General features: G+C 66.3%; 20 protein-coding genes and 1 pseudogene. 9 read left to right on the top strand and 12 right to left on the bottom strand.

All coding sequences use genetic code 11. The features are described from left to right. Positions 1–70 precede the first annotated feature (70 nt). The 6 genes from JNL31_RS08540 to JNL31_RS08515 form a co-directional block, all read right to left on the bottom strand. A complete protein-coding gene (locus JNL31_RS08540; protein WP_294972282.1) occupies positions 71–1,171 on the bottom strand; it encodes a hypothetical protein in 1,101 nt (366 codons plus the stop codon). Positions 1,172–1,251: 80 nt separating this feature from the next. Further along, entirely contained in the window at positions 1,252–2,541 is a 1,290-nt protein-coding gene (locus JNL31_RS08535; RefSeq protein ID WP_294972279.1) for a homoserine dehydrogenase, read from the bottom strand. Positions 2,542–2,606: 65 nt separating this feature from the next. Beyond that, positions 2,607–2,843, bottom strand: coding sequence for a hypothetical protein (locus JNL31_RS08530; protein WP_294972277.1), 237 nt, complete (start codon positions 2,841–2,843; stop codon positions 2,607–2,609). A gap of 73 nt (positions 2,844–2,916) precedes the next feature. Then, complete coding sequence (locus JNL31_RS08525; RefSeq protein WP_294972275.1) at positions 2,917–3,543, bottom strand: hypothetical protein; 627 nt, start codon at positions 3,541–3,543, stop codon at positions 2,917–2,919. A 6-nt stretch (positions 3,544–3,549) separates the two neighbouring features. Beyond that, a complete protein-coding gene (locus JNL31_RS08520; RefSeq protein ID WP_294972272.1) occupies positions 3,550–4,092 on the bottom strand; it encodes a TadE/TadG family type IV pilus assembly protein in 543 nt (180 codons plus the stop codon). Next, on the bottom strand, positions 4,089–6,140 hold the full coding sequence (locus tag JNL31_RS08515; RefSeq protein ID WP_294972271.1) for a Tad domain-containing protein: 2,052 nt from the start codon (positions 6,138–6,140) through the stop codon (positions 4,089–4,091). The genes JNL31_RS08520 and JNL31_RS08515 overlap by 4 nt, the downstream gene beginning before the upstream one ends. 336 nt (positions 6,141–6,476) lie before the next feature. Between JNL31_RS08515 and JNL31_RS08510 the strand changes: the two genes are divergently transcribed. Next, entirely contained in the window at positions 6,477–7,910 is a 1,434-nt protein-coding gene (locus tag JNL31_RS08510; RefSeq protein ID WP_294972269.1) for a Glu/Leu/Phe/Val dehydrogenase, read from the top strand. A 45-nt stretch (positions 7,911–7,955) separates the two neighbouring features. On the opposite strand, the gene JNL31_RS08505 is transcribed toward JNL31_RS08510, so the two are convergent. Next, positions 7,956–8,624: a cation transporter gene (locus JNL31_RS08505; protein ID WP_294972267.1), complete on the bottom strand. Its 669-nt coding sequence runs from the start codon at positions 8,622–8,624 to the stop codon at positions 7,956–7,958. Between the two features lie 79 nt (positions 8,625–8,703). On the opposite strand from JNL31_RS08505, the pseudogene JNL31_RS19150 reads away from it, so the two are divergent. From JNL31_RS19150 to JNL31_RS08470, 8 genes and pseudogenes are all read left to right on the top strand, one after another. Continuing rightward, positions 8,704–8,857: pseudogene (locus tag JNL31_RS19150) on the top strand (MerR family DNA-binding transcriptional regulator); the annotation flags it as partial. Between the two features lie 33 nt (positions 8,858–8,890). Then, positions 8,891–9,145 (top strand): MerR family DNA-binding protein, encoded by a 255-nt coding sequence (locus tag JNL31_RS19145; protein WP_366928936.1) that lies wholly within the window; start codon positions 8,891–8,893, stop codon positions 9,143–9,145. Between the two features lie 82 nt (positions 9,146–9,227). After that, the gene (locus JNL31_RS08495; protein WP_294972265.1) at positions 9,228–9,758 is read left to right on the top strand and encodes a DNA starvation/stationary phase protection protein; all 531 of its coding nucleotides are present in this window, start codon (positions 9,228–9,230) and stop codon (positions 9,756–9,758) included. Positions 9,759–9,884: 126 nt separating this feature from the next. After that, a complete protein-coding gene (locus tag JNL31_RS08490) occupies positions 9,885–11,135 on the top strand; it encodes a sarcosine oxidase subunit beta family protein (protein ID WP_294972263.1) in 1,251 nt (416 codons plus the stop codon). A gap of 174 nt (positions 11,136–11,309) precedes the next feature. Continuing rightward, on the top strand, positions 11,310–11,573 hold the full coding sequence (locus JNL31_RS08485) for a sarcosine oxidase subunit delta (protein WP_294972260.1): 264 nt from the start codon (positions 11,310–11,312) through the stop codon (positions 11,571–11,573). Beyond that, positions 11,570–14,479 carry a sarcosine oxidase subunit alpha family protein gene (locus JNL31_RS08480; RefSeq protein ID WP_294972257.1) on the top strand — a complete coding sequence of 970 codons (2,910 nt, stop codon included), beginning with the start codon at positions 11,570–11,572 and terminating at the stop codon, positions 14,477–14,479. The genes JNL31_RS08485 and JNL31_RS08480 overlap by 4 nt, the downstream gene beginning before the upstream one ends. Beyond that, positions 14,472–15,017 (top strand): sarcosine oxidase subunit gamma, encoded by a 546-nt coding sequence (locus tag JNL31_RS08475; RefSeq protein ID WP_294972255.1) that lies wholly within the window; start codon positions 14,472–14,474, stop codon positions 15,015–15,017. The genes JNL31_RS08480 and JNL31_RS08475 overlap by 8 nt, the downstream gene beginning before the upstream one ends. Positions 15,018–15,110: 93 nt before the next feature. Then, positions 15,111–16,298 (top strand): aminotransferase class I/II-fold pyridoxal phosphate-dependent enzyme, encoded by a 1,188-nt coding sequence (locus JNL31_RS08470; RefSeq protein WP_294972351.1) that lies wholly within the window; start codon positions 15,111–15,113, stop codon positions 16,296–16,298. Positions 16,299–16,616: 318 nt separating this feature from the next. On the opposite strand, the gene JNL31_RS08465 is transcribed toward JNL31_RS08470, so the two are convergent. The 5 genes from JNL31_RS08465 to phaC all read right to left on the bottom strand — a co-directional run bounded on the left by JNL31_RS08465 (position 16,617) and on the right by phaC (position 21,464). Further along, on the bottom strand, positions 16,617–17,564 hold the full coding sequence (locus JNL31_RS08465; RefSeq protein WP_294972253.1) for a LysR family transcriptional regulator: 948 nt from the start codon (positions 17,562–17,564) through the stop codon (positions 16,617–16,619). Positions 17,565–17,678: 114 nt separating this feature from the next. Continuing rightward, on the bottom strand, positions 17,679–18,230 hold the full coding sequence (gene phaR / locus JNL31_RS08460; protein WP_294972252.1) for a polyhydroxyalkanoate synthesis repressor PhaR: 552 nt from the start codon (positions 18,228–18,230) through the stop codon (positions 17,679–17,681). Between the two features lie 78 nt (positions 18,231–18,308). Next, positions 18,309–18,956 carry a glutathione S-transferase family protein gene (locus tag JNL31_RS08455; RefSeq protein WP_294972250.1) on the bottom strand — a complete coding sequence of 216 codons (648 nt, stop codon included), beginning with the start codon at positions 18,954–18,956 and terminating at the stop codon, positions 18,309–18,311. A 117-nt stretch (positions 18,957–19,073) separates the two neighbouring features. Further along, positions 19,074–19,523 (bottom strand): Phasin, encoded by a 450-nt coding sequence (locus JNL31_RS08450; protein ID WP_294972247.1) that lies wholly within the window; start codon positions 19,521–19,523, stop codon positions 19,074–19,076. Between the two features lie 150 nt (positions 19,524–19,673). After that, positions 19,674–21,464 (bottom strand): class I poly(R)-hydroxyalkanoic acid synthase, encoded by a 1,791-nt coding sequence (gene phaC, locus JNL31_RS08445; protein ID WP_294972245.1) that lies wholly within the window; start codon positions 21,462–21,464, stop codon positions 19,674–19,676. Between the last annotated feature and the right edge of the window lie 74 nt (positions 21,465–21,538).

The raw sequence follows: 21,538 nt of genomic DNA, 5'->3' as shown, positions 1-21,538 counted from the left end.
CGTTCGCGCGATTTTCTTCGGTTTAGCCGGGGGTTGGCGATGGGGCAAGGAGTTTGGCGCTAACAGTGGGTCAGGGATTGGCGGCGAGGATGGCGTCGGCGAGGCAGGCGTCGATCTGGCGGGCGGCGGCAAGGGCGGGAGAGGTGGCGGGGGTGTCGCCGAGAGCGCCCCTTGTGGAGCGGAGGAGCAGGAGGCGGCCGCGCGGGGTGGCGAAGAAATCTTCGGTGGAGATGAGTGCGGTGAGGGGTTGGGACTGGGCGGCGCGACCGAAGGGGTGGCCGAAGCCGGCGACATAGGCGGTAGTGCACTGGTCTTTGGTTTGCGGACAGGCGGCGGCGCAAAGGGCGAGCAACGGCTGGAAACCGGGTTCGGTGCGGAAGGCCTCGGTTGCGGCTTTGGCGGTATCGGGGTCAAGCGGCTGATCGGGGCGAGTGATGGCCTTGAGGACGGGCACGGCATCAGCCATGCGGCGGGAGGCTGTGTCCTGGGGAATTGCGGCGGCAGTGAAGATGGCGGCAAGTCGGGCAGTGTCAGGCGGCGAAGCATCAGCGCGGTGGAGGCCCGCGAACCCGGCAAGGGCGATCCAGGCGGCGGGGTCGTTGGCGTCCAGCCGCGTGACCATGAGGTATTCGCCAGCAGCCGGGGAGATTGCAGTCACATCGGTCAGTCTGCTGCGCAGGACTTGCGCCATGGCCCAGGGCGGGACGGGGTGGTCGAAGAAGCCGGAGGGCAGGTCGCCGTAGCCGCCGGTCTGGTTGACCCAGGTCATGAAGAGGAAGGTGGCCTTGTCGGGCTCGCCCGCGTCGTAAAGGCCGAAGGCGCGTTGAAGGAGCGCGTCCATGTCGGTGCCGGGCTCGCTCATGTTCCAGAGCGCGGCCACGGGGTCGGCGGCGGCGAAGGCATCGGCCATGGGTGTGCCGTTCACGCGGGCGATGCGTTTGCGGTCGGCGAAGGTGACTGTGGTGCGGAGCCAGTCGTTTACGGCAGGCAAGGCGAGGATTGCCGCGGTGTTACCGGCCTCGGCTGCGGCGTGGATTTCGACGAGCGCGGTCGGATCGTCCCCCTGCAGGGCGCGGTCGAAGGGGGCGCGGAAGGCGGGGTCGTCGGCGCCGGGGATCGGGTCGGCGAGGGCAGGGGTCGCCAGGATCAGTGCCAGAAGGAATGCCCGCATCGTCCGTCTCCAACCCATGAACCAATGGGTGAAGGGTCGGATCAGGGGGCAGGTCTGTCAAGCGGGAACGTCCCGGGGGATCAGACTTCCTCGATCCGGATGGCGACGGGCTGGCCCACCAGGACGCCGGTTGCAGCGAAGCGGGTCATGGCGTGGGCGACGTCGTCGGGGGCGGCCTTGTGGGTGACGATCAGGACCGGGGCATTGGCGCCCTGGTGGCCGTACTGGCGCATCTGGTCGATGGAGACACCGGCATCGCCGAGGCAGGTGGCGATCTTCGCCAGCGCGCCGGGTTTGTCGAGGAGCGTCATGCGCAGGTAGTAGGGCGCGGGGGTGGCAGCGCGGGCGGGCTGGGCGGCGCTGAGGGTCGAGGCGGGCTGGCCGAAGGTCGGCAGGCGGAAGCCGCGGGCGATGTCGATCACGTCGGCCATGACGGCGCTGGCGGTGGGGCCCATGCCCGCGCCGGGGCCGCGCAGGACGATCTGGCCGACAGAGTCACCTTCGAGGACGACCATGTTGGTGCCGCCCTGGAGCTGGCCCAAGGGGCTGTCGGCAGGGACGAGGCAGGGGGTCATGCGCTGTTCCAGGCCCCGGCCGGTCATCTGCGCGACACCGAGGAGCTTGATGCGGTAGCCCATGTCCTCGGCGAGCCGGATGTCGTCGATGGATACGTTGCCGATACCCTCCAGTTCCACGGCGTCGAAGGTGACGCGGGTGCCGAAGGCGATGGCGGCGAGGAGGGAAAGCTTGTGGCCCGCGTCGATGCCACCCACGTCAAGGTTCGGGTCGGCCTCAAGGTAGCCGAGCTGGCGGGCTTCCTCGAACACGGTCTCGTAGGGCAGGTTTTCGGCCTGCATCCGGGTCAGGATGTAGTTGCAGGAGCCGTTCATCACCCCCATGACGCGCTTCATCCGGTTGCCCGCGAGGCCTTCGGTCAGGGCCTTGATCACCGGGATGCCCCCGGCGACGGCGGCTTCGAAGCGGAGGGCGAGGTTCGCGGCCTCGGCAGCTTCGGCGAGGGTCTGGCCGTGATGGGCGAGAAGGGCCTTGTTGGCGGTGACGACATGCTTGCCGGCGGCGAGTGCGGCTTCGGTCGCCAGCTTCGCGGGGCCTTCGTGGCCGCCCATCACCTCGACGAAGACGTCGATGTCGGGGCGTTTCGCGAGGGCGACGGGGTCGGTTTCCCAGGCATAGCCGGACAGGTCGGCATCGCGGTTCTTCGTGCGGTCGCGGGCCGAGACGGCGGTGATCACCACAGGGCGACCGGCGCGGGCGGCGACGAGGTCCGCATGGGCCTGGACGATCTTCACCACGCCGATGCCGACGGTGCCCAGACCGGCAAGACCAAGACGCAGGGGGGCGACGGACATCGGGAAACCTCGGGCAGTTTGTGGCTGGTGTCTGTTAGCCGGAAGCCGGGCGGGGTGCAACGCCGTCAGGTCGCAGGCGGGGTCGCGGCAATTGCGGCGGCGCGTGCCTTGAGCCGGGCGGCCCGGGCGGCAAGGCCAGGGCCCGGGTCGGGGGTGGTGGCACCGGCCTGGGACAGCAGCTCGTCGATCGGCAGAAGCTGCGGCGGGGCAGCGGCGTCGGGGCCCATTGCCTCAAGCTCGGGGAAGGGGGCGCAGGCGGCCAGCGCCGCAAGACCGCAGAGGAGGAGGACGGCTCGGTACATGGTGATCCCGGTTTGACGCGGCCGACAGGCTAACGCCGGAACGCTCCGGGGGAAAGCCGGACCGGCGCGGGGATCAGCTGCAGGTGGTGGTGCCTTCCAGGCAGAGGCGCCGATGGCGTGGGCGGGTCACGATAAACTCGCCAAACGTCTGGTCCTCGACGCCGATCAGGAGGCCGGCCAGCACCGTGGGAAGCTGCGCCTTGAAATCGACGGTGGTTTCAACGACGAAGACGCTTTCACCGTTGTTCAGCTTGGCGATCTTCCCGTTGGTGGCGGTCGTGCCCTTCCACGCCTGGATCTGCGTTTGGGTGAGCTGCGTGACCTTGTTGCCGGGCGAGAACGAGAACAGCAGCTTGTAGCTTCCGCTGGAGAAATCGCAGACCTTGAGCCCCGTGGTGGATGTGCATTCGAGGCTGGTGATCCGCATCTTGACCGGGTGCCCGCCCGGAGTGAGGAAATCGAGCACGTTCTGCAGCCCGTTGGCGAAAACGAGCGGAATGGTATCGCGCTGGCGCGACAGAAGGTCAGCGACGGAATACGCGGCCTTCTGGGTGACATTGATGGTGCGGAAGACGTCCCAGTAGATGAACATCGCGACCAGCGCCCAGATCACCAGGGGCAGCATGAGCAGGCCTTCGACCAGAATCAGGCCATCTTCGTCGCGGAGGAACGTGACCAAACGGTGCTTGAAGTTGCGCATCTCAGGTCATCCCGGTTCGTTCACGAAGGTTGTCGTCACCAGCATGACATAGCTGCCGTCGGATTCGACGGGCATCTTCACGCTGACGGCGGTGGTGGGAAACATCGGGTCTTCCTTCAGGCAGATCCGCATCAGCATGATGTCGTTGTCGGTGCCGAGCGCGTATTCGTTGCCTGGCGGTTCATCGGTGTTGATCGGCTGCGATTTGTCGACGCAGGACTTCGGCGGTGCCGCCATGACGAAGGTTCCGGTGTTCACCGGCTGCATCCAGATCTTCATCGAGTTGATGCACTCGGTGACCGACTCGATCATCATCCCGGATTCGCAGATGGTCTTCTTCAGGGACTGGTGCGTCGGGTTGACGTATGTTCCAAGGCGCAGTTGGCGGACGGTCAGGTCCACAGCGCGGTCGAACATGACATAGCGCGCCATGTACATGCTGCTTTCGAACGAGGCCGTGAAGACCAGGAAAATGATCGGGAAGATGAAGAGGAACTCGATCGACGCCTCGCCCGAATCGTCCCGGAGGAAGGTGCGCAGCTGTTTCATTCCGTCAGCCTCAGCGGCGAGATGATCTTGGCGATCTGTTCGAAGGCCGCGTTCAGATCGTCGGCGTTCGTCACCTTGTAGTAGTAGCCCGTGCCCGGAGAGGCGCAGTTCTTGATCGGGGCTTCGGTCACGTCATCGCCGAGGATGATGCCGAACACCTCGATCCCGGCCTGCGTTTTGGCCGCCGTGCAGTTGGTCGCCAGCAGGCTGTCCATGTTGGCCGTGCTGGTCAGGTACTTGCCGACCATCAGGTTGTAGATCGTGTTGTAGTCGGTTGCGCCGACCACGTTAGAGCGCATGTAGAGCTGTTCGATCACCCAGTCGACCGAGGCGTAGCGCCAGACTTCGCTCCAGTCGAGCCGGGTGACGGTGCCGCTGCCTGTCCACCAGGGCGTCGTCGCGCCGGTCGGCGGGGTGATCCAGGCGCGCGGATCGCAGGCGCCAGTGACGGCGGAGCCCGTGTTGCCGTTGCCTTCTGCGCGGGTTGGATCGTTTGTTCTGGTAACAGAGCTGGCCTTCAAGTGCGGGACGAAGAAGTTGCGCTTGACGGTGACGCCGCTGACCACTTTGTTGGCCAGCGACCAGCCCGAGCAGGAGTTGACGGGCGCCGGAGTGCCGGTCGGGTTGATGCCGGGACGCTTGCCGCCGTTGATGCCGACACCGCTGTCGTTGAACTCGATCGCCATCTTGCCGTCCGTGCCGCGCCAGATCGGCGACGGGCCGGACTTGTAGGCATCAAGGACGTGCTGGCTGGAAACGTGCGTTCCGTCAGTCATCACCACGATGATCTTGCGGGTGCCCTTGCTGCCGTCGGTGTGGGTGACGCCCTCACCGTCGGCATTGTTTGCGGGCCGCCCCGCCATGCCGGGAACACCGGCGCGAAGCGCGGTGTAGATCGGGCGTGCCTGTTCGTCGATCAGAGCGGTGGCCCAGCGAAAGCCGACCGCGATCGAGGTGTTCCCGCGCGGGTTGAGCGTAAGGATCTGCGCTTTCAGCGCGGTCACGTCGGTCGACGGGAGCATCACCAGGTTCGAGGCGGATTCATCTGCGCCCGTGCTGGGGTTGTCGCCGTGGTTGCACATGTATGTGCCCGAGTTCGTGTCGATCGCAACCGCTGCGGTCCACGAGATCCCCACCTTGCCGCCGTTCGTGGCGTCGCCGGTGGTGCTTCCGATAGCCGTCGGCGTGACGCTGGGCGCGCTTTTCGCAACGAGGGCAACGGCCGCCATGGGGATCGGCGTGGTCAGCGACAGCCCCGTCGTGGTGAAGGTGCTCGGCTGGATCTCGAAGCAGTTGATCTTCGGCACCCCCTGGTTCGCAATGTAGTTCCAGGACGACAGGTTCGAGACGGTGAACTGGTTGCGCAGGTTGACCGGGATGTTCACGTTCGACGAATAGGGCACCATACCGATCGAGATCAGGTTGTTCGGGTCCTTGTTGATGGTATAGGCGCCACTGGTATCCTTGTTGTACTTCATGATCGTCACGAAGTTCGATGCCGCCTGGCGCAGGGCCGCGATCTTGGTCGTCGAACCGGAGGATTCGGCCATCGAGCCCGTGATGTCGAGCGCCAGGATGACCTCGGTCTTCGCCTCGCCCTGCTGGGCGCTGGAAACAGCCGGTCCCTCGAAGTACGGGACATCGAGCATGTGCATGAACCAGTTGTACGACCGGACCTTGGCCTTCATCGTTGTCCTGCGCGAGTTGGCGGTCGCCTCGCCGGTGACGGATTCGATGGTGTAGTCGTAGGTCAGGTAATCGCCCAGACCGGCCTTGTTGAACCATTCGAGCGCGACCGTCTGCGGCAACTGGTCCGGCGGCAGCACGACGTTGGAGGCGGACAGGGTCGCGCGGTCCATCGTTTCCTGGAGTGCCACGCGGCGCATCTCGAAGCGCATCACATCGACGGCAATCCCGCCGAACATCACCATCATCACGAAGATGAAGATCACGAAGATGGCGATTGCCCCGCCTTCGTCCGACCGAAAATCCGAAAACTTGCGGGTGACGTCTGCAAATACGGTGCGCGTGGCGGGCTTGTTCAACATGTCACTATCCATAGCAGCAGCGTCCCGCTATGACGGCGGGCTCCCAACCGCCGATTTAGGCACAGGATCAGGCATAAGTAAGGCATTTCCTGATGGGGCCGCCTCTGGCTGCCACAATCCGGAAACAATCTGCGGGAATCTGATATGTTCTGACGTGAATGCGAAAAGTTTCCCCGTCGTTCATCTTTCGGCAAGGCAGCTTCGGCAGATCGATTCGCCCTCGGGTCGGGCCCGGCCGCGCGAGGCTTGCTTTCCGGGTTCCGCCTTGGGCGAGGATCGGCTAGCGTCCCAGTCACGGCGCCAGGCCCACGGCGCCTGCCTGTCAGGGAGGACGGCATGAAAGTTTCCGGAGAGCCAAGTTTCCGCGAGTCCGTTGATCTTATGTTCAACCGGGCCGCGAAGCTGATGGATCTTAGCCCGGGTCTGGAGCAGAAGATCCGGGTCTGCAACTCGACCTATACAGTGCGCTTCGGCGTGCGCCTGCGCGGCAAGATCGAGACCTTCACCGGCTATCGGTCGGTGCATTCCGAACACATGGAGCCGGTCAAGGGCGGCATCCGCTATGCGATGTCGGTGAACCAGGACGAGGTCGAGGCGCTGGCGGCGCTGATGACCTACAAATGCGCGCTGGTGGAGACCCCGTTCGGCGGCTCGAAGGGCGGATTGTGCATCGACCCGCGCCAATGGGACGAGCATGAGCTGGAGCAGATCACCCGCCGCTTCGCCTATGAGCTGATCAAGCGCGACCTGATCCACCCGGCGCAGAACGTGCCCGCCCCCGACATGGGCACCGGCGAGCGCGAGATGGCCTGGATCGCCGACCAGTATGCCCGGATGAACACCACCGACATCAACGCCAAGGCCTGCGTGACCGGGAAGCCTCCGCATGCGGGGGGCATCCAGGGCCGGGTCGAGGCGACGGGGCGGGGCGTGCAATACGCGCTGCGCGAGTTCTTCCGGCACAAGGACGACATGACGAAGGCGGGGCTGACCGGCGGGCTCGACGGCAAGCGGGTCATCGTGCAGGGCCTCGGCAACGTGGGCTATCACGCGGCGAAGTTCCTGTCCGAGGAGGACGGCTGCAAGATCATCGCCGTGATCGAGCGCGATGGCGCATTGATGGACCCGAAGGGGCTGGACATCGAGGATGTTCGGCAGTGGATGAACCGGCATGGCGGGCTTCTGGCCGGCTATCCGAATGCGACCCATGTGCCGGACGGGGCGACGGCCCTGGAAGAGGCCTGCGACATCCTCATCCCTGCGGCGATGGAAGGGGTGATCCACCTGGGCAATGCCGAACGGATCAAGGCGCCCCTGATCATCGAGGCGGCGAACGGGCCGATCACCTTCGGCGCGGACGAGATCCTGCGGCGCAAGGGCTGCGTGATCATCCCGGACATGTATGCCAATGCCGGGGGCGTGACGGTCAGCTACTTCGAATGGGTCAAGAACCTGAGCCACATCCGCTTTGGCCGGATGCAGCGCCGGGCCGAGGAGGCGCGGAGCCGCCTTCTGGTCGAGGAGCTGGAGCGGCTGTCGGCCGACCGGGGCCTGGGCTGGACGCTTGCCGAGGGGTTCAAGGAGCGCTTCCTGACCGGCTCGGACGAACTGGCGCTGGTGCGCTCCGGCCTCGACGACACGATGCGCACGGCCTATCAGGCAATGCGCGAGACCTGGCATTCCCGCCAGGACGTGGAGGACCTGCGGGTCGCGGCCTATATCGTGTCGATCGGGCGGGTGGCGCAGACCTACAGGTCGAAGGGGTTGTAAGACCGACCGGCCGACCCGGTCGCCGGGTCGGCCAGGTTCCCAAGCCTAATGGACGTGACCGTGATCAGGGTCGTGGTCATGCGGATGGTCGTGGCTTGTGGTTGCGGCCTGCCGCAGCTCGGCCCGGGCGCGGGTCAGGATCTGCCAGGCCGAGGACAGGAACAGTCCCGACATCGCGGCGGCGACCACGAGGTCGGGCCAGGGCGTCGCGGTAATTCCGACCAGAAGCGCCGCGCCCATGACCGCGACGTTCCCCACGGCGTCGTTGCGCGAGCAGAGCCAGACCGAGCGCACATTGGCGTCGCCGTCGCGGTAGCGCAGAAGGATCAGCACGCTGGCCAGGTTGGCCGCCAGCGCCAGCGCGCCGACGATCCCCATCACCTCGGCCCGCGGCAGGCCGGGGCCGAAAAGCAGCCAGAGCGTCGAGCCGAAGACCCAGAGCCCCATCAGCAGAAGCGAAACCCCCTTCGCCATCGCGACGCGCGCCCGCGTGGCCAGCGGCCGACCGATGACCCAGAGGCTTGCGCCGTAGGTGGCGGCATCGGCGAAGAAGTCCAGCGCATCGGCGCGCAGAGCCTGCGACCCGGCCAGCGCGCCCGCCGTGATCTCGACCGCGAACATGGTGGCGTTCAGCGCGATCACCACCCAGAGCGCGCGGCGATAGCCCGCAGAGGTGCCATCGAAACTGACGTGATGCCCGCAACTGGCCGACATTTTCCCGCTCCATCCTTGATCTGTCGATTCGGGGATAGCATCTACAGTGACTGTAGAGGCAAGCGGAAAGGCGACTGCGATGCGCGAGGTGACGATTGGCGAGGCAGCGCGGGAAAGCGGGGTCAAGGTGACGACGATCCGCTTCTACGAGGAGCGGGGCCTGCTGTCCGCCCCGGCGCGCAGCGAGGGGGGGGCAGCGGCTCTATGGCGCGAAGGACGTGGCCCGGCTGCGTTTCATCCGCCATGCGCGCGACCTGGGGTTCGACATGGCGGCGCTGGCCGACCTGCTGGACCTTGCCGGGCACCCGGAAGCGCCCTGCGCCCATGCCGACCGGCTGGCCGAGGCGCGGCTTCAGGACGTGCGCCGCCGGATCGCGGCCCTGCAGGCGCTGGAGGTCGAGCTGGAGCGGATGCTGGCTGGCTGCCGCAGCGGCACGGTCGAAAGCTGTGCGGTCATGGAAAGCCTGGCCGACCATGCGCAGTGCATCGGCCCGCATGACAGGACGGCTCTGAACGGCTGAATTGGCACCGACGGGAACCGCCGGGCCGGGTTTCGGGTTGCCTTGCCACCCCGCTTGCGGGTGCGATCGAGGAGCAAGACCCATGGCAGACACAGCACAAAGACAGCCTGCGCGCGGCAGGCTGAAGACCCCGACCGATCTGGGCGACAATGCGGTCAAGGATATCTCGGCGGCGCTGAACGGGCTTCTGGCCGACAGTTTCGCGCTGCATTTCAAGACCAAGAACTTTCACTGGCACGTTTCGGGCCCGCATTTCCGCGACTATCACCTGATGCTGGACGAACAGGCGGCGCAGATTCTGGCGGCGACCGACGACATTGCCGAACGCGCCCGCAAGATCGGCGGGGCGGCGCTGAAATCCATCAACCAGGTCGCGGCGATGACGCGGGTCAAGCCGAACGAGGCGGATTACGTCGAGCCCGCCGACATGCTGGCCGAGCTGATGGAGGACAACAAGGCGCATATCGGGGCGCTGCGCGAGGTGCATGACCTCTGCGACGAGCATGGCGATGTCGCGACGGCCAGCATGATCGAGATCTGGATCGACGGCGCGGAACGCCGGGTCTGGTTCCTGTTCGAGATGCTGCGCCCCGCGCAAAGCGGCGGGCACTGAGGCCAGTACGGGCGAGGAACGGTGATCCGCGACGTCTTTATGTCGCGGCTGGCAAAGGTTTGATCGGTTGGCGGTTGAATAACTCCTCCTGACCCGCTTTGATGGCCGGGTCAGGGGAGTTCATCCATGCGCTATTCCGGCCTGAAGGTCATCACGGAAGGATTGTTCGGCAACAAGGGCTGGACCCCGGCCTGGCGCGACCCGGCGCCGAAGGCCGAGTATGACGTGGTGATCATCGGCGGCGGCGGGCACGGGCTGTCGACGGCCTATTACCTGGCGAAGAACCACGGGATCACCAATGTCGCGGTCTTGGAGAAGGGCTATCTCGGCGGCGGCAACGTCGGGCGGAACACGACCATCGTGCGGGCCAACTACTTTCTGCCGGGGAACAGCGAGTTCTATTCTCACAGCCTGAAGCTGTGGGAGGGGCTGGAGGCCGACCTCAACTACAACGTGATGCATTCGCAGCGCGGGCTGATCAACCTGTTCCATTCGGACGGGCAGCGCGACGCCTTCGCCCGGCGCGGCAATGCGATGATCAACCAGGGCGACGACGCGGTGCTTCTGGACCGCGAGGGGGTGCGGGAGCATTTGCCTTACCTCGATTTCGAGCAGACCCGGTTCCCGATCTATGGCGGGCTCTTGCATCCTCGCGGTGGGTCGGCCCGGCATGACGCGGTGGCCTGGGGCTATGCGCGGGGGGCGGACCGGCGCGGGGTGGACCTGATCCAGAACTGCGAGGTCACGGGGATCGACATCGAGAACGGGGTTGTCCGTGGCGTGCAGACCACGCGCGGGGCGATCCGGGCGAAGAAGGTGGCGATCGTGGTGGCGGGGCGGTCAAGCCAGGTCGCGGCGATGGCGGGGATGCGGCTGCCGATTGAGTCTCATGTCCTGCAGGCGTTTGTCACCGAGGGGCTGAAGCCGGTGATCAACCATGTCGTCAGCTTCGGCATGGGGCATTTCTATATCTCGCAGTCGGACAAGGGTGGCCTCGTCTTCGGCGGAGACCTTGATTTCTACGCTTCTTATGCGGCGCGGGGGAACCTGCCGATGGTCGAGCATGTGATGGAGGCAGGCATGACCCTGATGCCGATGATCGGCCGGGCCAAGGTGCTGCGGAGCTGGGGCGGGATCATGGACATGTCGCCGGATGGCTCGCCCGTGATCGACAAGACGCATGTCGAGGGGCTGTTCCTGGACTGCGGCTGGAACTACGGCGGGTTCAAGGCGGTGCCCGCCTCGGGCTGGTGCATGGCGCATCTGATGGCGACGGGCGAGAGCCATGAGGTGGCGCGGAAGTTCCGGCTGGACCGCTTTGCGACGGGGCATCTTCTGGACGAAGAAGGCACCGGGTCGCAGCATAACCTGCATTGAGGTGGCGATGCGCTTGACCCTGACGGCGGCCCCCCACTCCCGGCCCCTCCCCACGCGGGGGAGGGGAGGCGCCTGGCATCGGCGTCCCGCGAGCCCGCAGGCGGCCCGCCGGGCACGACTGACAGATGCCTCCGGCGGGGATATTTCCACCAGTATGAAAGCGGGGGCCGGAAGATGCGGTTGACATGTCCCTTGTGCGGCGAACGCGATCGGCGGGAGTTCTATTACTACGGGGCGGAGGATTTCCTGCGCCGTCCGGAGGCGGAGGCCCCTCTGGCCGACTGGGACAACTACCTGCACCTGCGGGACAATCCGGCGGGGGTGACGCGGGACCTCTGGTATCACGAGGCGGGGTGTTCGCAGTGGCTGCTGGTCACGCGGAACACGGTGACGCATGAGATTTCCGGGGTGGAACTGGTGGCGGAGCGCAAGGCATGAGGATCGACGGCAAGGGCCTGGTCGACCGGACGAAGCCGGTGCGGTTCCGCTTCGACGGCAAGGATTACGCGGGCTACAAGGGCGACACGCTGGCTTCGGCGCTTCTGGCCAATGACGTGCGGCTGGTGGGGCGGTCGTTCAAGTATCACCGACCGCGCGGCGTGCTGACGGCGGGGTCGGAGGAGCCGAACGCGCTGGTCGAGGTCATTGGCGCCTCGAACCAGACGCCGAACGTGCGGGCGACGGTGCAGGAGGTGTTCGAGGGGCTGGTCACGCAAAGCCAGAACCGGCTGGGGTCGTTGAAATACGACCTGCTGGCGGTGAACGATTACCTCGCGCCCTTCCTGTCGGCGGGGTTCTACTACAAGACCTTCATGTGGCCGCGCGCCTTCTGGGAAGGGCTTTATGAGCCCATCATCCGGCGGGCGGCGGGGCTGGGCAGCCTGTCGGGCAGGCATGACGAGGGCACCTACGAGAAGGCCTTCGCCTTCTGCGACGTGCTGGTGATCGGGTCGGGTCCTGCGGGGCTGATGGCGGCGCTGACGGCAGGGCGCGCGGGGGCGGATGTGATCCTGTGCGAGGAAAGCCATGCGCTGGGCGGGCGTCTCCTCTCGGACCCGCAGACCATCGGGGGAATGGCGGCGGGCGACTGGGTGGCGCAGGTGGTGGCGGAACTGAACGCCCTGCCGAATGTGCGGATCATGACGCGCACCACGGTCACGGGGGCCTATGACAATGGCACCTATGGCGCGCTGGAGCGGGTGGGGCTGCACAAGCCCGCGCGCCCGAACCTGCCGCGCGAGTGCTTCTGGCGCATCGTCGCGCCGCATGCGGTGCTGGCGAGCGGGGCGCTGGAGCGTCCGGTGGCCTTCGAGAACAACGACCGGCCGGGGATCATGATGGCCTCGGCCGTCAGGACCTACCTCAACCGCTATGGTGTCAGCCCCGGCAAGCGGGTGACGCTGTTTGCCAACACCGACGCGGCGCGGGCGACGGCGCGCGACCTGATGGCGGCGGGGATCACCGTGGCAGCGATCATCGACCCGCGCCCCGATGCCAGTGCCGTGGGCGATTGCCCGGTGCATGTCGGGGCAGAGGTGGTGGGCTCTCGCGGGCGGCTGGGGCTTTCCGGTATCCAGGTGCGGAAAGGGTCGGAGATCATCGAGATCGAGACCGATTGCCTGGCGATGTCGGGCGGCTGGAACCCGACGATCCATCTGACCTGCCACATGAACGGACGCCCGCGCTGGGACGAGGAGCTTGCGGCCTTCGTGCCGATGGAGGGCGCGGTGCCGGGGCTGGTGGCCGTGGGCGCCGCGAATGGCTCCATGTCCACCCATGGCGCTCTGGCGACGGGGCAGGCGGCGGCGTTGAAGATGGTGGAGGCTTTGGGTCGGAAGGTTTCCGTCCCGCTGCCAGAGGCGGAGGATGCGCCCTATCGGCTGAAGGCGCTCTGGGCGGTGGAAGGGACGGGCCGGGCCTGGCTCGACTTTGCCAATGACGTGACGACCAAGGACGTGAAGCTCGCCGCGCAGGAGGGCTACGCTTCCGTCGAGCACATGAAGCGCTACACGACGCAGGGCATGGCGCCGGATCAGGGCAAGAACTCCAACGTTGCGGCGCTGGCGGTGCTGGCGGATGCGACGGGGCGCGGTATTCCCGAGACCGGGACGACGACGTTCCGGCCGCCTTACGTGCCGGTGTCGATTGCGGCCCTGGGTGCGGGGGGGCGGGCCGAGGGGTTTGCCCCGCAGCGCTTCCTGACTTCGGACCAGGCGAGCCGCGACCGCCATGCGCCGATGATCGAGGCGGGGCTGTGGTATCGGCCGTCGTATTTCCCGAAGCCGGGCGAAACCACCTGGCGCGAGGCCTGCGACCGCGAGGTCAACATGGTGCGGCAGGCGGTGGGGGTGGCCGATGTCTCGACCCTGGGCAAGATCGACATTCAGGGCAAGGATGCGGGAAGGTTCCTGGACTTCGTCTACACCAACACCTTCTCCACCCTTCCGGTGGGCCGGGTCCGCTATGGGCTGATGCTGCGCGAGGACGGGCTGGTGCTGGATGACGGCACCTCGGCCCGGCTGGGCGAGGATCACTACCTGATGACCACAACCACCGCGGCAGCGGGGCTGGTGATGCGGCATCTCGACTTCGTGCATCAGGCCTTCTGCGCCGACTGGCAGGTGCGGTTCATCTCGGTAACGGAGTCCTGGGCGCAGTTTGCCGTGGCGGGTCCGAAGGCGCGGGCGCTGGTCAATTCCTTCCTCGAAACCCCGGTGGATCTGCCGTTCATGGGCGTGGCCCCGGTGCGGATCGGCGGGGTCGACGGGCGGCTGTTCCGGATCAGCTTCTCGGGCGAGGAGGGCTATGAGCTGGCGGTGCCGACCCGATATGGCGAGGCCCTCTTCCGCGACCTACTGGCGCGGGCCGAGACGATGGGGGGCGGGCCCTACGGAATGGAGGCGCTGAACGTCCTGAGGATCGAGAAGGGCTTCATCACGCACGCCGAGATTCATGGTCGGGTCACGGCCTATGACATCGGCATGGAGAAGATGGTTTCGGCGAAGAAGGACTGCATCGGCAAGGCCGCCGCCACGCGACCGGGGATGTGGGGGCCGGAGCGCGAGCAGCTGGTGGGCCTGAAGGCGCAGGCGCCGATCAGCGCCGGGGCGCATCTCTTCGTGCCGGGGCAGGAGGTGCATCGCGAGACGGATCAGGGCTATGTCACCTCTGTCTGCTGGTCGCCGACGGTCGGGGCCTGGCTGGGGCTTGGGTTCCTGAAGGATGGCCGCGCGCGGATCGGCGAGAAGATCCGGCTGGTCGACCACCTGCGCGGGCTGGACGTGATCTGCGAGGTGACGGGTCCGGTCTTCCACGACCCGGAAGGGGAGAAGCTGCGTGCCTGAACTCATCGCGAAATCCGCCCTTGAGGGGCAAACTGTGACGCTGGGGACGGTGACTTTGGCCGAGGTCGATGTCGGCCCGATCACCTCGATTGCGGTCTTTCCCGGCGGGGCGAAGGCGGTGGCGAAGGGGCTGAAGGTGCTGGGGCTCGCGATGCCGGAGCCGAACGGGTTCGCCGAGAAGAAAGGTGCGCGGATCGTCTGGATGGGGCGGGATCAGGCCTTCCTGACCGGCGTGGCGGCTCTGGCGCTGGAGGGGGCGGCGGTGACGGACCAGTCGGATGGCTGGACGGTGCTGGCGGTCACTGGCACCGGCGCGGTCGATGCGCTGGCGCGGCTGGTGCCGCTGGACCTGCGACTTTTGGTCTTTCCGGTGGGGCGGGCGGTTCGCACGCAAGCGAACCACATGAACGTCGTCATCCTGCGCAGCGGCGACTATGCCTTCGAGATCATGGTGTTCCGGTCGATGGCGCGGACCGCCTGGCACGAGATCGATACGGCGATGCAGATGCTGGCGGCCCGCGCGGGGACGAAATTCTAGGCGGAAAGGCGCAAGGGGAAGATTTTGTCACTGGCGCGTGATCATTCGGGGGTTTACATCTTTTCTTAACGCGAGATTAAGAAAAGGTGCATGATGGCCCCCGACGGTCAGACCCTGGCTCCGAACGTCTATGATGCCGAACCGATCCCCGAGGCTGCCCGGGCCGAGATCGACCGGCTTCTGTCCTCGGGCGACCTGTTCCGCTACACGGCCCCCTCGGACGCGCCGGTGGCGCTGCTGGAGCAGGAGTTCGCCGAGCTGCTGGGCGCGCGCTATGCCCTTGCCGTGTCGTCCTGTTCGGCGGCGCTGTTCCTGTCGCTGAAGGCGCTGGACCTGCCCGCGGGCGCGAAGGTGCTGATCCCTGCTTTCACCTTTGCAGCGGTGCCGTCTTCGGTCGTGCATGCCGACTGCGTGCCGGTGCTGGTGGAGGTGGGTGCGAACTACCGGGTCGACATGGCGGACTTCGCGGCGAAGCTGCCGGAAGCGGATGCGGTGATGATCAGCCACATGCGGGGGCATACCTCGGACATGGACGCGATCATGGCGCTCTGCGACGCGGCGGGCGTTCCGGTGATCGAGGATGCGGCGCATTCGCTGGGGACGGTCTGGGGCGGGCGCAATATCGGGACGATCGGGCGGGTGGGCTGTTTCAGCTTCCAGTCCTACAAGCTGGTGAATGCCGGCGAGGGCGGGATCATGATCACCGACGACCCGGAAGTCGCGGCGCGGGCGATCATCATGTCGGGGGCTTACGAGACGAACTGGAAGAAGCATCCCGGGCTGACCAATTCCTGCGCGCACTGGCAGAACAAGCTGCCGCTTTATAACCTGCGGATGCAGAACCTGTCGGCGGCTGTGATCCGCCCGCAGCTGCCACTGGTGGCGGAGCGGGTGGCGAAGGGCCGCGCCGGGCATGACCGGGTGGCTGACGTCCTGAACGGGTCCGCTCACCTCAAGGTGCCGGAGGCTTTGGGGCCGGAGGAGCGGGCGCCGGATTCGATCCAGTTCAACCTGATGGGGGACTGGACCGACCAGCAGGCGATGGACTTCCAGGCGGCGGCGAAGGCGCGGGGGGTCTCGGTGCAGGTCTTCGGCTTGAGCGAGGGCAATGCGCGGGCGTTCTGGAACTGGCAGTTCCTGGTCGAGGTGCCGGAGCTGCCGCAGACGCGCGCCATGCTGATGCGGGCCTGCGACGTGCGGCTGCCGACCCGGCTGACCGAGGGCGAGCTGGACTATATCGCGGCGGCGATCGTCGATGCGGCGAAGGATGTCCGCGGCTAGGCTTTCCACGGTGGACAAGTTTTCGGACTGAATTGAAATCAATGGGTTGACGTTTTTCGTTGGGGAAATGTCAGGATTTTGGTCGGGCGCCCCCCACCCCCGGCCCCTCCCCACGGAGGGGGAGGGGAGGCGCCTGGCGCAGCTGCCGTGCGGACAGGGCCGGTGTTGCGTCCTGCCCCGCTGCCGGAGCCTCCGGCGGGGATATTTGCGCCAGTATGAAAGGCTGTGCGGGGCGCAATCGGTGCTGGCTCCGGTGGGGATATTTGGGGCAAAGATGAAAGGCAGGGTGCGCGTGTGGGATGCGCGCGCGGAGCCTCGTCAGAATACGCGCAGCGCGGGGGCGAGCCAGGGGGTGGCGGCGAGGGCCGGCGCGATCACGACCTCGGCGATGAGGGGTTTCAGGTGCTGGGCGATCTGGGCGGGGACGCCGTGCAGGATGCCGGCGCGGGCGGAAAGCGACAGGGTGCGCGAGAGCGCGGGGAAGGGCAGGGGACGGACCTCGACCTTGGCGCGGAAGGCGCGGGCCTGGTGGAGCGCGAGGGGGGTGAGGATGGTCCAGCCTTCGCCGCCCGCGACCATGGCGAGGATCGCCGCGTAGCTGTCGAGTTCAAAGCGATGCGCGGGCTTCAACCCGTGCCGCGCGAGGTGGGCGGCAATCTGGCGACCCATCAGGTGCCGGGCGGTGTACTGGATCAGGGGCAGGTCGTTGATGCTTTGCCCCGGGGGCGCGACGGCGACAAAGGGTTCCGAGAGGATCGGATGCACCTCGCGCCAGTCTTCGGGGGCGGAGTCGGTGCCTGAATCGGCGGCAATGACGATGTCGAGGGCGCGGGCTTCGAGCTGGTCCATCAGCCGGTGGCTGGCGCCGGTTTCGAGGAGAAAGCGGCACCCTTTCAGGTCGCGGGCAAGGGTGGAGAGCAGCCGGGGCGTGACGTCGCTGTCGAAATCCTCGATCACGCCGAGGCGGAGGGTGGTCATGCCGGAGAGGTCGGCCATCGCCAGTTCGGCGCGGGCTTCGGAGGCGGCGTTCAGGATGGTCTGGGCGTGGCGACGGAACATGGCGCCCGCAGGCGTCACCTGCACCGGGCGGCCGGAACGGTCGAGGAGCACGGCACCGAGGGCTGCTTCAAGCCCGGCAAGTTGCTGGCTGACGGCGGAGGGGCTGACGCCGAGGCGCCGGGCGGCGGCGGAGATCGAGCCTTCCTCGGCGGCGGCGACGAAGACCTCGATCCCCCAGAGCGTGACGCGGCCTTCGGGCTCGGCCATCGGGTCAGGACCTGCGGGGGGCGCGTGCGCCCGGTGCTGCGCGGGGTGGCAGGGCGAGGCCCCGGGTCAGGCCCGGGGCGGGGTTTTCAGGGGAGACGCGCCGCACCCGGGGGCCTAGAGCTTGGAAAGCTTCTTCTGCAACTCGGCCAGTTGCTTCTTGATGTCGGCAATGTCGTCGGCGGACGAGGCGTCCTCCTCTTTCGCCGGGCCGGAGCCGCCCCAGCCGGGCATGCCACCCATCATCGTCTTCAGGAAGGCCTCCTGCTGCTTGCGGAGCGCGTCGAAGCCCGGGACGGCGGCAAGCGGGTTCGGGAAGGCGGCGAGGTTTTCCACCATCTTGGCCTGGCTGTCGCGCAGCATTTCGAACGAGGAAGCAAGGAACTGCGGCATCACCGCCTGCATGCCGGTGGCATAGCTGCGGACAAGGTCGGTCAGCACGTCGACGGGCAGGACGCTTTCGCCCTTGGATTCGTGTTCGGCGACGATCTGGAGGAGATATTGGCGCGTCAGGTCGTCCCCGGTTTTCAGGTCGACGATCTGCACCTCGCGGCCCTGGCGGATGAAGCCGGCGATGTCTTCCAGGGTGACGTAATCCGAGGTTTCGGTGTTGTAGAGGCGGCGGCTGGCGTAGCGCTTGATCAGAAGCGGCTTGTCGGTGTCGGCCATGGTTCCCTCCCCCGGGACTTTCGCGCTTGCAGAGAAGCTTAGGGGAGGAGCCTGCAAAAAGAAAGCCTTGGCTGCGCGTCAGTTTGCCCGTGCGGCATCGGCGGCGGCGAAGTGGTCGAGCTGGTCCTGATGCGCCTTCCGGAAGGCGGGGCGGGCGAGGGTGCGCTCGGTGTAGGCTGCAAGGGCTGGGTAGGGGCCGAGGGCGGCGCGGAGTTTCTTCACCCGCAGGATGTCGGCCATCAGCAGGTCCGCCACGGTGAAGCGCCCGGCGGCGAGCCAGTCGCGGCTGGCGAGGACCGCGTCCAGCCGGGACAGGCGCGAGGCGAGCCAGCCTTCGAGCGGGTTTTCCGACGGGCTGGAGAGGCCGATGAACCACCAGGGGACCGTGACCATCTCGATGGAGTTAAGCCCTGCGATGACCCATTCCAGGGTTTCGGCCCGGCCTTTCGCGTCGCGAGGCATCAGGGTTTCGGACTTTTCCGCCAGATGCAGGAGGCAGGCGCCGCTTTCGAACAGCCGAATCTCGCCGTCTTGCAATGCGGGGACCTGCGCGAAGGGCTGGCGGGCGAGGTGGTCGGGGCCGGTGCGGTCCTCGAAGCGGATGGAAGCGACGGAGTAGGGCAGGCCCGCCTCTTCGCAGGCCCAGCGGAGGCGGAGATCACGGACATGGCCGCGCGGGCCCTGCGGCACCCAGTCATAGGTCCAGATGGTGAGGGGGTCGGTCATTGGGCCACTCCGGTCGATGCGACCCGGGAAGGGTGCGGGAGGGCCGGAAAAAGAACAAGGCCCGGAGTTGCCTCCGGGCCTTTCTTGCGCCTTGGGGGACGCTGAACTCGTTACGAATTACTTCGCAGCCGCAGCGGCTTTCTTGGCGACCGAGGTCACTTCCGCGGTGGCTTTCTTGACGGCGGCGGTGGCATCTTCCGAGATGTCCTTGCCCGCGGCCAGCATCAGCTCGACGGTTTCCATCTGCACTTTCTTGGCGACTTCGGCGAAGGCGGCCAGGTTTTCGGCAGCCATCTCGGCAGCGGCCGACGCGAAATCGGTCACGGATTTCGAGTAGTCGGCCGGCTCCGATTTCGCCTTGGCGATGTCGGCGACCTTGGCCAGGGTGTCCTTGGTCCATTTGGCCGAGATTTCGGTCGATTTCTCGGCGGCTTCGATCGCCACTTTCGAGAATTTCTCGGCGAAGGCAGCCTGGGTCTTGAACGCGTTCTGGAACGCCGAAGCGTCGACCGGGAACGAAGCCATCATGTCCTGCACGACTTTGGTGAAGTCCGGGGTCTTGGTCATGTCACTCTCCTGTGGGCCGGGGAGGGGGGAGGAGGCGGCCCGTTTTCATGAGCAACATATACGTGCTGCGGTGCAGCATTTCAAGTCTTTTTCTGCATTGCAGCAATACCCGGAGTTGCACCGGATAACCCTGCGGAAAGGCGGGGAAAGTCAGGGGCCGGGCGTGGCGGTGACGTAGGTGCCGGGGGCCGGAGCCAGCGAATCGGCGGGTTTCCGCGCGGGGATCATCGGGCCGGAATTGCCGGCCAGCCACGCGCCCCAGCGCGGCCACCAGCTGCCCTTCTGGAAGGTTGCGGACTTGAGCCAGGCCTCGGGTTCACCGGCGACGGGGGCATCGTTGGTGTAGTGGCCGTACTTGTCCTTGGAGGGCGGGTTGATGATCCCGGCGATGTGGCCGGACTGGGAAAGGAGGAAGGTCTTGTCCTTCGATCCCATCTGCTTGATGCCGTTGAACGAGCCCTTCCAGTGGGCGATGTGGTCGGTCTCGCAGGCGATGGCGCAGACGGGGAGTTTCACATCGGAGAGGTGGACGGGATGGCCGAAGACCTTGAATTCGCCCTTGGCGAAACCGTCGCCCTGGCAGAGGCCGCGCAGGTACTGGACGGCCATGGTCGCGGGCAGGTTGGTGCCGTCGCCGTTCCAGTAAAGAAGGTCGAAGGCCGGGGGTGCCTCGCCCAGCATGTAGGACTTGATGGCGGGGGTGTAGATCAGGTCGTTCGAGCGCAGGAAGCTGAAGGTGCGGCTCATGAAGAAGCGCGACAGGATGCCGTCGCGTTCGGTCTGGCGTTCGATGCCGTCGACGAAATCGTCGTTGAGGAAGACGCCGACTTCGCCGGGATCGGAGAAATCGGTGAGGGTGGTGAAGAAGGTGGCGGTCTTTACCGTCTCGTCGCCCGCTTTCTGCAGATGCGCAAGCGTCAGGCCCAGCGTGGTACCCGCGATGCAGTAGCCGACGGCGTTGATCTGCTTCTCGCCGGTGATCCGCCGGGTCTCGGCCATGGCGCGCAGGAAGCCGTCGCGGATGTAGTCGTCAAGGCTGGTCCCGGCGTAGGACGCATCGGGGTTGACCCAGGAGACGACGAAGAGGGTGAAGCCCTGGTCGACGATCCACTTGATCAGCGAATTCGCGGGCTTGAGGTCCATGACGTAGAACTTGTTGATCCAGGGCGGGAAGATCAGGAGCGGCGTCTTGTGGACCGTCTCGGTGGTGGGGGTGTACTGGATCAGCTCCAGCATGCGGTTGCGGTAGACCACTTCGCCGGGGGTAGTGGCGATGTTCTGGCCGACGTGGAAGGCTTCCTTGTCGGCAAGCGTGACCAGAAGGTCGCCGTGATTGCTCTCGATGTCGCGGACCAGGTTCTCAAGCCCCTGAACCAGGCTCTCACCATCGGTCTCGACCGCCTTTTCCAGCGCCTCGGGGTTGGTCCCCAGGAAATTGGTCGGGCTGAACATGTCGACAATCTGTTTCGTGAAATACTCCACCCGGCGGCGGTCTTCGGGGGCAAGCGTCTCCATGTCGCCGACCGCGGTGGTGATCGCGTCGGAGTTCATCTGGTACTGCTGCTTGAGGTAGTTGAAGAAGGGATGCGTTTCCCACAGGGGGTTCTGGAAGCGGCGGTCCTTGGGGTTCGGGTCGGGGGGCGCCTTGAATTCGCCCTTGGCAAGCGTCTGTTGCGCCTCGACATAATGCTTCAGGGTCTTGCCCCAGTAGCTCACCTGATGCTCGACCACGCGGGCGGGGTTCGAGACCATCTCGGCGAAATAGGCGGCGGCGGCCTTCATGTAGACGTCGGGCGCGGGCCCATGCAGCGAGGGGTCGACCTGGCGGCGATGGGTCAGGGCTGCGGTCAGCCGCTTTGACAGTTCCTCGACCTTTGCGAGGTTGGCGTTCAGCCGGTCAACTCGTTCTTTGGTATCGGGGGCCCTGTCTTCTGTTGTCATGCTAACCATTCCCCCCTATCGTTGCCGCTATGCAGCATAGCGGTGCGTCCCGTACCCCGCCATGCGACATCGGC

The sequence above is a fragment of the Tabrizicola sp. genome, assembly GCF_016792905.1.
Taxonomy (GTDB): Bacteria; Pseudomonadota; Alphaproteobacteria; order Rhodobacterales; family Rhodobacteraceae; genus Tabrizicola.
This window is presented reverse-complemented; position numbering and strand designations above follow the sequence as displayed.

Excerpts from the sequence above, each read along its gene's own strand:
- phaC (WP_294972245.1), bottom strand. The coding sequence starts at position 21,464 with ATGACAACAGAAGACAGGGCCCCCGATACCAAAGAACGAGTTGACCGG.
- JNL31_RS08470 (WP_294972351.1), top strand. The coding sequence starts at position 15,111 with ATGGCCCCCGACGGTCAGACCCTGGCTCCGAACGTCTATGATGCCGAA.
- JNL31_RS08455 (WP_294972250.1), bottom strand. The coding sequence starts at position 18,956 with ATGACCGACCCCCTCACCATCTGGACCTATGACTGGGTGCCGCAGGGC.
- JNL31_RS08540 (WP_294972282.1), bottom strand. The coding sequence starts at position 1,171 with ATGCGGGCATTCCTTCTGGCACTGATCCTGGCGACCCCTGCCCTCGCC.
- JNL31_RS08495 (WP_294972265.1), top strand. The coding sequence starts at position 9,228 with ATGGCAGACACAGCACAAAGACAGCCTGCGCGCGGCAGGCTGAAGACC.
- phaR (WP_294972252.1), bottom strand. The coding sequence starts at position 18,230 with ATGGCCGACACCGACAAGCCGCTTCTGATCAAGCGCTACGCCAGCCGC.
- JNL31_RS08510 (WP_294972269.1), top strand. The coding sequence starts at position 6,477 with ATGAAAGTTTCCGGAGAGCCAAGTTTCCGCGAGTCCGTTGATCTTATG.
- JNL31_RS08515 (WP_294972271.1), bottom strand. The coding sequence starts at position 6,140 with ATGTTGAACAAGCCCGCCACGCGCACCGTATTTGCAGACGTCACCCGC.
- JNL31_RS08450 (WP_294972247.1), bottom strand. The coding sequence starts at position 19,523 with ATGACCAAGACCCCGGACTTCACCAAAGTCGTGCAGGACATGATGGCT.
- JNL31_RS08520 (WP_294972272.1), bottom strand. The coding sequence starts at position 4,092 with ATGAAACAGCTGCGCACCTTCCTCCGGGACGATTCGGGCGAGGCGTCG.
- JNL31_RS08535 (WP_294972279.1), bottom strand. The coding sequence starts at position 2,541 with ATGTCCGTCGCCCCCCTGCGTCTTGGTCTTGCCGGTCTGGGCACCGTC.
- JNL31_RS08465 (WP_294972253.1), bottom strand. The coding sequence starts at position 17,564 with ATGGCCGAGCCCGAAGGCCGCGTCACGCTCTGGGGGATCGAGGTCTTC.
- JNL31_RS19145 (WP_366928936.1), top strand. The coding sequence starts at position 8,891 with ATGGCGGCGCTGGCCGACCTGCTGGACCTTGCCGGGCACCCGGAAGCG.
- JNL31_RS08530 (WP_294972277.1), bottom strand. The coding sequence starts at position 2,843 with ATGTACCGAGCCGTCCTCCTCCTCTGCGGTCTTGCGGCGCTGGCCGCC.
- JNL31_RS08525 (WP_294972275.1), bottom strand. The coding sequence starts at position 3,543 with ATGCGCAACTTCAAGCACCGTTTGGTCACGTTCCTCCGCGACGAAGAT.
- JNL31_RS08485 (WP_294972260.1), top strand. The coding sequence starts at position 11,310 with ATGCGGTTGACATGTCCCTTGTGCGGCGAACGCGATCGGCGGGAGTTC.
- JNL31_RS08490 (WP_294972263.1), top strand. The coding sequence starts at position 9,885 with ATGCGCTATTCCGGCCTGAAGGTCATCACGGAAGGATTGTTCGGCAAC.
- JNL31_RS08505 (WP_294972267.1), bottom strand. The coding sequence starts at position 8,624 with ATGTCGGCCAGTTGCGGGCATCACGTCAGTTTCGATGGCACCTCTGCG.
- JNL31_RS08480 (WP_294972257.1), top strand. The coding sequence starts at position 11,570 with ATGAGGATCGACGGCAAGGGCCTGGTCGACCGGACGAAGCCGGTGCGG.